The organism is Periweissella ghanensis (assembly GCF_918814755.1).
Taxonomy (GTDB): Bacteria; Bacillota; Bacilli; order Lactobacillales; family Lactobacillaceae; genus Periweissella; species Periweissella ghanensis.
On sequence record NZ_CAKKNT010000022.1, the window covers coordinates 24,733 to 32,804 of the forward strand.

The window sequence follows — 8,072 nt, forward strand, 5'->3', positions numbered from 1 at the left end:
AATCGGATTTTTAGTTTAACAAAGTAGTGTAGAACTAAGTTTTTACTATAAGAGGGAAAAAGCAATGATTTACACACATGGATAACTATCAATAGGAGGATTTAATAATGGCTTTAAAAGGACGTAAAGTAGTTGTAATCGGTGATGGGGCCGTTGGTTCAGCCTATGCATTTGCAATGGTGCAACAACAATTGGCGGAAGAATTAGTAATTGTCGATGTTTTTAAGGATAAGACCGAAGGGGATGCCTTAGATTTGGAAGATGCCACCGCCTTTACCGCCCCTAAAAACATTTACAGTGGTGATTATGCTGATGCTAAAGATGCTGAATTAGTCGTTATTACAGCTGGAGCACCGCAAAAACCAGGTGAAACGCGGTTGCAATTAGTCGATAAGAATTTAAAAATTATGAAATCAATCATCGAACCATTGATGGCTTCAGGATTTAATGGGATTATCGTTGTGGCAGCTAATCCAGTTGATATTATGACCTATGCGGCCCAAAAGTTCTCTGGTCTACCAAAAACCCGCGTGTTTGGATCAGGAACATCGCTTGATACCTCACGGTTACGGGTGGCTTTAGGTAAGCAATTCAATGTTGATCCACGGTCAGTTAACGCTTATATTTTGGGGGAACATGGTGATTCAGAATTTGCTAATTATGATGAAGCCGAAATTGGTGGTCGACCACTAAAGGCGTTTGCTAAGGATGCTAACTTATCAGATGATGATTTAGAACAAATTCTGTATCAAACGGCCCATAAAGCTTACGAAATTATTAACCGTAAGGGGGCAACTTACTATGGGATTGCTACGTCACTTGCTCGGATTAGCCGTGCAATTTTACGTGATGAACGGGTGGTCTTGCCAATTGGGGCATATTTAGAAGGTGAATATGGGTTAGATGATATTTACATTGGGACACCGGCAATTATTGATGCTCAAGGGGTCGCCAAAGTGATTGAGATTCCTTTGTCACCGGCTGAAAATGAACGAATGCAAGCGTCAGCGAAAACATTAAAAGCGATTACGCAAGATGCCTTTGCTAAGATGTAAATTATTAATATAAAATTTACATCCTATACTGATAAAATAATTTAATTATTTAAGCGAATGCGTTAGAATAAGCTTATCCAAAAGAATTCTATCGCCAAGCGTACGTTGTAGGTTTCTTCGGATTATTCACACAATTAAAAAAGCCCTAGACTTGAGCAATCTAGGGCTTTTTTGTGTGGCTTAAATGTTAATTAGTTAACGCTAACGCTAAGAATCTCAACATCCATGCTAGCACCATTTGGAAGCGGTACACTAACCTTATCGCCAACTTTGTGACCATCAAGGGCTTTAGCAATAGGTGATTCGTTTGAGATTTTACCACTCAAAGGATCGGCTTCAACCGCCCCAACAATTGAGTAAGTTTCAGGCTCTTCATCAGGAAGTTCTTTAAAGGTAACGTTTTTACCAATTGAAACTTCATCAGATGCAATGGCATCGCTATCAATGATAACTGAGTATTGCAACATGTTTTGAAGGGTCTTAATCCGACCTTCAACGAAGGCTTGTTCGTCCTTTGCTGATTGGTATTCTGAGTTTTCAGATAAATCCCCGAATGAACGAGCGATTTGAATCCGTTTTGTAATTTCACCACGTTTGTTGGTGATCATATCATTTAATTCTGCTTCAAGCTTTTCCTTACCATCAAGGGTCATTGGAAATTGTTTATCTTCAGCCATGAGTTCACGTCCTTTTTATAAATATAGCAAGATTAATGTAGCACGCAAATGGCGTCATGACAAGTACCTTTTCTTTTTTTAACAGAAATCATGCCATAATTAAGGTAAAGTGGGTGTGCTTAAATCAAGGCTAGATTAACTATTTTTCTAAAAATCAGAATGTGCTATACTGACATGAGAGAGATTGCAGGATATGTTAATGAAAGCAGGCCAAATAAATGCAATTGACGGTTACAGATCAAGCAAGTAAATGGTTCCAAAATGAAATGAGTTTAGTGCCAGGTAATGGCGTGCGGTTTTATGGTAAAACTTATGGAGCAACCAATGTTCATAAGGGTTTTTCAGTAGCAATGGCGCGCGATGACCAACCTAAAAATCCCGTTATTTTAGTTGAAAAAGATGGTATTAACTACTATGTTAATGAACGTGACGAGTGGTTATTTAGTGATTATCATCTAACTGTAAACGTTAATGATGATGAAATTGGTCCGGAGTATAATTTTAGTTAAAATTAGATGCAATCACCAAAAACATGATGAATCAATGAGGAAAATTAGATGAATTTAGATGAATATTTAGCGATGCAAGCGGAGATTAACCCCAACTACGAAGCTGAACTTAAATTGGTCCAAGCAAAACATGCGATTTATACTGAAGCTACGAAGCGTCCGCGTGCTCGGAAACGTTTATTAATTAAGCTTTTGGATGCTGAAATTGTACGTGAAAGTAAAAAATAAACTTGCCAAGCAATAGCGGGCATAATTGGAGGAAACTGATGGTTTTTGCAGCAGCAGATGATCGATACGAAAAGCTCCCATACCGTCGCGTTGCGGACACGGGGATGATTTTACCAACCTTATCATTTGGGTTATGGCGTAATTTAGGGGATGAAAAGCCACTTAGTAATTCCCGTGAAGTGATTTTAAAAGCCTTTGATAATGGAATTTTTTCATTTGATAACGCTTCTAACTATGGGCCAACTGCCGGTAGTGCCGAAGAAACTTTTGGGGCGGTCTTTGAAAAGGACCTTAAGCCTTATCGAAATGAGTTAGTTATTACCACTAAGGCTGGTTTTCACATGTGGCCTGGACCATTTGGTGAATTTACTTCTAAAAAGACGATGGTACAAGCATTAGATTTATCATTGCAACGCATGCATTTAGATTATGTTGATATTTTTTATGCCCACCGGTTTGATCCAGAAACTAATGTCCGTGAAGTTGCGGAAAGTATGGATTTACTAGTGCGGCAAGGTAAGGCATTGTACGTTGGGGTTTCTAATTATACAACGGCTCAATTTAATGCGATTGCTGAAATCTTTGAAGAACTCGGTACGCCATTTGTTGGTAACCAAGTGTCATATAATATGTTAAATCGTGAAATTGAAGCTGATGGTTTATTAGAAGCAGCGGCTAAACACCGTGCTGGGGTGATTGCCTATGGCCCGTTAGCGGAAGGTCTGTTGACTGATCGATATCTTGATGGCATTCCAGCTGATATGCCATTACACTGGTCTAATAAATTAATGCTTGATCAAGGGCCTGACCAGGTGGTTGCTAAATTGAATGCGTTAAATGATTTGGCCCATGAACGCGGGCAACAATTGTCACAATTAGCATTAGCATGGCTACTTAAAGACGAACGCGTACCATCTGTAATTATTGGTGCGTCAAGTGTTAATCACTTATTAGATAATATCCGGTTTAGTGATAATATGACGTTATCTGCAAGTGAAGTTAAAATAATTGATGATATTTTATCTGGAAAATAATGCAAAAGTGGCCCTCGGCTGCTTTTTTGTTTTCTAGCCAGATATTGGGATAAGAGAAAAGGGTTACGACGTGAGTTTAAATAAACAAGAATTATTCGTTAAGTTACTTGAGCAACTTAACTTAGCCAACAACGATCACACGGTTTATCAAGCAGCACAAATTGATAGTGTCGTTGTGCATGAAATTTCGGAAGTTTGGGAATTTAATTTTGCCACGCAAAGTTTATGGTCATTACCAGTATTGACCCAATTTGTCGCTAATTTACAAACGGCCTTTAACAATATTGCCAAAGTAAAGTGGAACTTTAAGTTAGCCAATGCTGTACAACCAGCCCATGAAGCAGTCTGGACGTATTGGCCATTTGTGGTTCAATTTGCCGAATTGTCAGGTGGTATGCAACAAATGATTGTGGCTGCCACCACAGTTGATCAAGGACGTAAGTTACAATTAAAGGTCCAAAATCAAATTGCGGCAAATTATTTTCATCAAACGGGTTTAGCAGCCATTAGTGATGCCTATCGCCGACTAGGGATTACTGATGTCACGTTTGAAGTATTGGTGGATGCAGAATTAAATGAAACGACCACTCAACAATTACGTGAAGCGCAAATGCTTAAAGAACGTGAAATTGCCCAACAAGCCCAAGCTAAGATGCAAGCGGCCAGTCAAAATGGCGATGCGAAGTTAGCTTTAGGTCGCCGAATTGCTGATGATGCCGAAATTACCCGGATGATTGATATTAATCAAGAAGAACGTTCAGTAGTGATTGAAGGATACATTTTTGATTCAGAAGTCCGGGTATTGCGTTCAGAACGGCAGTTATTATCACTTAAAGTAACCGATTATTCAAGTTCATATTTAGCCAAAAAATTCTCACGTGATGATGACGATACGAAATTTTTTGAAAATATTCAACCAGGCATGTGGGTCCGAATTCGTGGTTCAGTTCAAGAAGATACGTATCAACATGACTTAGTGATTAATATTTATGATATTCAAGTCGTTGAACACCAAAGCCGGCAAGATACGGCTCCTGAAGATGATAAACGTGTTGAATTACATGTGCACTCAAATATGTCAGCGATGGATGCCACTAATAATATTGGTGATTTAGTTAAACAAGCTAGTAAATGGGGACATCGGGCAATTGCTGTTACTGATACTACTGGGGTGCAAGCCTTTCCCGACGCCTTTGCAGCGGCTAAGAAAAATGACATTAAAATGCTCTATGGGGTTGAAGCTAATTTAGTTAGTGATGGGGCTGAAATTGGGATTAATCCAAAACATGTCCCATTGGATGGACCTGATACCGAATATGTTATCTTTGACGTGGAAACAACTGGGTTATCAGCGATTTATGATAAAGTGATTGAATTATCCGCCGTTAAAATGGTTAAAGGGAATGTGATTGCCGAATTTGAAGAATTTATTGATCCTGGGTTTCATTTGTCAGAAACGACAACTAATTTGACGTCAATTACGGATTCAATGGTTCAAGGTTCAAAATCGGAAGAGCAAGTTTTTCGTGAATTCCGTGAGTTTTATGGTGATGCGATTTTAGTTGGGCATAACGTGACGTTTGACTTGGGCTTTATGAATACAGGTTATGACCGCCATGGAGTTGGTCCAATTACAAATCCAGTGATTGACACCTTAACGTTAGCGCGCTTTTTATACCCGGACTTAAAAGGGTACCGCTTGAATACTTTAGCGAAGAAATTTGGCGTTAATTTGGAACATCACCACCGGGCCATTTTTGACTCGGAAACGACGGGTAAATTAAACATGTTGTTCTTGCAAACTGCCAAAGAGCAATATGACATTACATTCCATGATCAGTTAAATGAACACATGACAGATAATGATTCATGGAAGCATGCGCGCCCTAATCACGTGTCGATTTTAGCTAAAACCCAAGCTGGTCTCAAAAACATGTTTAAGTTGATTTCAACGGCCAATATTAGTTACTTTTACCGGGTCCCACGGATGCCACATTCATTGCTAAATCAATATCGCGAAGGTTTATTGATTGGAACTGGTGATAATACTGGGGAAGTCTTTGAAGCAATTATGCAAAAAGGGATGGTAAAGGCCAAAGAATTAGCCCGATACTACGATTATATTGAAGTCCAACCTAAAGCGGCCTATGCACCGTTAATTGAAAGTGAATTAATTGCTGATGAAGCTAAGTTAGAAGAAATTTTAGCTAATTTAGTCCAAATTGGCCATGAACTGGATATTCCAGTGGTGGCAACGGGGGATGTACACTATCTTAACCCCGAAGACCGCGTTTATCGGGATGTTATTGTTAAATCACAAGGGGGGGCGAACCCGCTTAATCGAACGACACTACCAGATTTATACTTTAAAACGACCGATGAATTATTAGCTGAATTTAGTTTTCTTGGCCCTGAAGTGGCTCATGAAATCGTGGTTGATGCACCTAATGCGTTAGCTGATACGATTGAAGATATTAAGCCATTAAAAGACCAGTTGTATACGCCTAATATGCCAGGAGCGGATGAAGAAATCGAACGGCGAACGTATGAGACTGCTTGGGAATTGTATGGCAAGCCGTTACCAGATGTCGTGCAAAAACAAATCGATAAAGAGTTAAAATCAATTATTTCCAACGGATTCTCAGTTATTTACTTAATTTCGCAACGCTTAGTTGCTAAGTCAAATAAAGATGGCTATTTGGTTGGTTCACGGGGGTCAGTTGGTTCATCTGTGGTCGCCACTTTTATTGGGATTACTGAAGTTAACCCCTTACCACCCCATTACCGGTGTATTGAATGTAAACACAGTGAATTCTTTACCAAAGGGGAATATGAATCAGGGTTTGATTTACCCGATAAAGATTGTCCGAACTGTCATATTCGCATGGTTGGGGATGGGCAAAATATTCCCTTTGAAACGTTCCTTGGATTTAAAGGAAATAAGGTTCCCGATATTGATTTGAACTTCTCAGGTGATTACCAACCAATTGCCCATAACTTTACTAAAGTGATGTTTGGTGAAAATAATGTTTTCCGGGCGGGAACAATTGGGACAATTGCTGATAAGACGGCTTTTGGATATGTTAAAGCGTATGAACGTGAAACCGAAATCGAATTACGCTCAGCGGAAGTTGAACGGTTAGCAAAAGGGGCGACCGGGGTTAAACGAACAACGGGTCAGCACCCAGCCGGAATCTTAGTTGTGCCTGATTACATGGATATTTACGACTTCACACCCATTCAATTCCCAGCCGATGATATTAACGCAACGTGGAAAACAACCCACTTTGATTTCCACTCAATTCACGATAATATCTTAAAAATTGATATTTTGGGTCATGATGATCCAACGATGATTCGTACACTTCAAGATATGTCGGGGATTGATCCCCATACGATTCCAATGGATGATCCAGGCGTTATGAGTCTCTTCTCGGGGACGGATGCGTTAGGTGTTAGTCCGGATGCGATTTATTCAAAAACCGGAACATTAGGGATTCCCGAATTTGGAACCCGGTTTGTTCGTGGGATGTTGGAACAAACGCACCCAAAAAACTATTCAGAATTACTCCAAATTTCTGGGCTATCTCACGGGACCGATGTGTGGCTTGGCAATGCTGATGAATTGATTAAAGATGGAACGGCCACGATTGCCAATGTTATTGGGACCCGTGATAAAATCATGACCGATTTAATCAACTATGGGATGGACTCTGAATCAGCCTTTCAAATTATGGAAAAAGTGCGTAAAGGTAAAGGGGTCAGTGATGAATACCAAGCCGAAATGCGAGCAGCCGGGGTCCCAGAATGGTACATTGATTCTTGTTTGAAGATTAAATATATGTTCCCCCGAGCCCACGCCGCGGCGTATGTTTTAATGGCGTTACGGGTGGCATACTTTAAGGTGTACTTCCCAACGTTATACTACAGTGCGTACTTCTCTGTGCGGGCGGATAGTTTTGATGTTGTCGCGATGGCTAATGGGAAAGATAGTGTTAAAGCCGCGATCAATGAACTTTATAAATTAGGTAACGATGTCTCAGCCAAAGATAAAGAAACTTTGACCGTGTTAGAATTGGCGAATGAAGCCCTTGAACGTGGTTTGAAGTTTGCGATGGTTGACCTTGAAAAATCAGATGCGTTAGACTGGTTAATTGATGGTGATACTTTAATTGCACCATTTAATGCGTTACCAGGGCTTGGTGATAATGTGGCGAAGCAAATTATTGCTGCCCGGGCCGATCAAGAATTTATTTCAAAAGAAGATTTGAAATTGCGTGGTAAAGTATCATCAACTTTAATTGAGTTTATGACGACGCACCACGTTTTAGACGGATTACCAGATGAAAATCAATTGTCATTGTTTGATTTTTAAACAACGTGTGACTAAAGGTAAATAGATACGGTATAAAATGCAAAAATCCCGACTGAATTTAAGAAATTCGGTCGGGATTTTTGGGCTCTTTGTCAAATGATGTTGATATTGAGTTTTTAGACTCTAAATCGTAAAAGATTTAGGGTCTTTTTTTATGCCAATTCTAATCGAATACGATTAAAAAAATTGGCTAA

The 8,072-nt window shown here is 39.6% G+C and carries 6 protein-coding genes; 5 read left to right on the forward strand and 1 reads right to left on the reverse strand.

Annotation, left to right across the window (positions count from 1 at the left end; genetic code table 11):
• The first annotated feature begins 107 nt into the window (after positions 1-107).
• Entirely contained in the window at positions 108-1,055 is a 948-nt protein-coding gene (locus LQZ76_RS07415; RefSeq protein WP_230099110.1) for an L-lactate dehydrogenase, read from the forward strand.
• Positions 1,056-1,246: 191 nt separating this feature from the next.
• Here the strand turns inward: LQZ76_RS07415 and greA are convergent, their stop codons facing one another.
• Positions 1,247-1,732, reverse strand: a complete 486-nt coding sequence (gene greA, locus LQZ76_RS07420; protein WP_230099111.1) for a transcription elongation factor GreA — start codon at positions 1,730-1,732, stop codon at positions 1,247-1,249.
• A gap of 218 nt (positions 1,733-1,950) precedes the next feature.
• On the opposite strand from greA, the gene LQZ76_RS07425 reads away from it, so the two are divergent.
• From LQZ76_RS07425 to LQZ76_RS07440, 4 genes are all read left to right on the forward strand, one after another.
• Positions 1,951-2,241 (forward strand): HesB/YadR/YfhF family protein, encoded by a 291-nt coding sequence (locus LQZ76_RS07425; protein WP_230099112.1) that lies wholly within the window; start codon positions 1,951-1,953, stop codon positions 2,239-2,241.
• Positions 2,242-2,289: 48 nt separating this feature from the next.
• On the forward strand, positions 2,290-2,469 hold the full coding sequence (locus tag LQZ76_RS07430) for a hypothetical protein (RefSeq protein WP_230099113.1): 180 nt from the start codon (positions 2,290-2,292) through the stop codon (positions 2,467-2,469).
• A gap of 38 nt (positions 2,470-2,507) precedes the next feature.
• The gene (locus LQZ76_RS07435; RefSeq protein WP_230099114.1) at positions 2,508-3,503 is read left to right on the forward strand and encodes an aldo/keto reductase; all 996 of its coding nucleotides are present in this window, start codon (positions 2,508-2,510) and stop codon (positions 3,501-3,503) included.
• 70 nt (positions 3,504-3,573) lie between these two features.
• On the forward strand, positions 3,574-7,878 hold the full coding sequence (locus LQZ76_RS07440; protein ID WP_230099115.1) for a PolC-type DNA polymerase III: 4,305 nt from the start codon (positions 3,574-3,576) through the stop codon (positions 7,876-7,878).
• The last annotated feature ends 194 nt before the right edge of the window (positions 7,879-8,072 follow it).